Origin of the sequence: Actinomadura logoneensis (genome assembly GCF_003428695.1) — a bacterium.
Taxonomy (GTDB): domain Bacteria; phylum Actinomycetota; class Actinomycetes; order Streptosporangiales; family Streptosporangiaceae; genus Spirillospora; species Spirillospora logoneensis.
In genome coordinates this window covers 1-1,192 of sequence record NZ_QURH01000493.1, presented here as the reverse complement: position 1 = coordinate 1,192, position 1,192 = coordinate 1, and the positions used below count along the sequence as shown (strand labels likewise).

Genomic DNA, 1,192 nt, shown 5'->3' with positions numbered 1-1,192 from the left:
CCGCCGGGCGCGTTCGGGGCGCCCGGCAGCTGCGGCGGGGCAGCGTTCGCCGCCGCGCCCACGGCCCGTCCGGGGCCGGGCTGCGGCGGCTGGTCGCCGAGCTCCACGACGTCCGCGCAGACACAGGTGATGTTGTCCGGGCCGCCGCCGCGGTTCGCCAGGTCGATCAGCTGCCGGACGGCCTGGTCGGGCTCGTCCGCCTCGGTCAGCACCTGGAAGATCGTCTCGGCCGTGACCACCGTGGACAGGCCGTCCGAGCACAGCAGGTAGCGGTCGCCGGCCCTGGCCTCGCGCAGCGACAGGTCCGGGTCGATCTCGCCCCGGCCGTCCATCGCGCGCAGCAGCAGCGAGCGCTGCGGATGCGAGGCGGCCTCGTCCGGGCTGATCCGGCCCTCGTCGACCAGCGACTGGACGAGCGTGTGGTCGTGCGTGATCTGGAACAGGCTGCCGTCGCGCAGCAGGTAGGCGCGCGAGTCGCCGATGTGCACCAGCGCGATCTGGCTGCCCGCCCACAGCATCGCGGTGAGCGTGGTGCCCATGCCCTGCAGCGCCGGGTCGGACTCGACGATCCGGTGCAGGTTCTCGTTCGCCGACTTGACCGTCCGCTCGAGCGCGGCGAGCAGCTCGGTCGCGGGCATGGCCTTGTCCAGCTTGCGGATCTCGGAGATCGCGGCGGCGCTGGCGATCTCGCCGCCGACGTGGCCGCCCATCCCGTCGGCGACGGCGAGCAGGTGCGCGCCCGCGTAGCCCGAGTCCTCGTTGCCCTCACGCAGCATGCCGACGTCGGACCGGGCGGAGTAGCGGATTCCCAGAGTCATTTGCGCAGCTCGATCACGGTCTTGCCGATACGGATCGGGACGCCCGGCGGCACCGGCATCGGCCGGGTCACCTTCGTGCGGCCCAGATAGGTCCCATTGGTCGAACCGAGATCTTCCACGATCCACTGGCCGTCCTGCGCGTAAAGCCGGGCATGTCGGCTGGAAGCGTAGTCGTCGGTCACCACGAGCGTGGAGTCGTTCGCGCGCCCGATGGAGATCGGCACACCGGTGAGGTCGATGACGGTGCCGGTCCGCTCGCCCTGGACGACCACCAGCCGGGTGGGCGCCCCGCCGCCCCGCTGGCCCCCACGCGGCGGCGCCGCCTGGGGCGGACCCTGGGGAGCGCCCTGGGGCGGTCGCGCGGCGGCCTTCGG

At 73.3% G+C, this 1,192-nt stretch carries 2 protein-coding genes; both read right to left on the bottom strand.

Features of this window, described 5'->3' with window-relative positions:
- On the bottom strand, positions 1-818 hold an 818-nt coding region (locus tag DZF91_RS23560; RefSeq protein ID WP_117359523.1), incomplete at its 3' end, for a Stp1/IreP family PP2C-type Ser/Thr phosphatase.
- A partial coding sequence (locus tag DZF91_RS23555; protein WP_147341318.1) for an FHA domain-containing protein FhaB/FipA occupies positions 815-1,192 on the bottom strand: 378 nt, incomplete at its 5' end. The genes DZF91_RS23555 and DZF91_RS23560, both read right to left, overlap by 4 nt.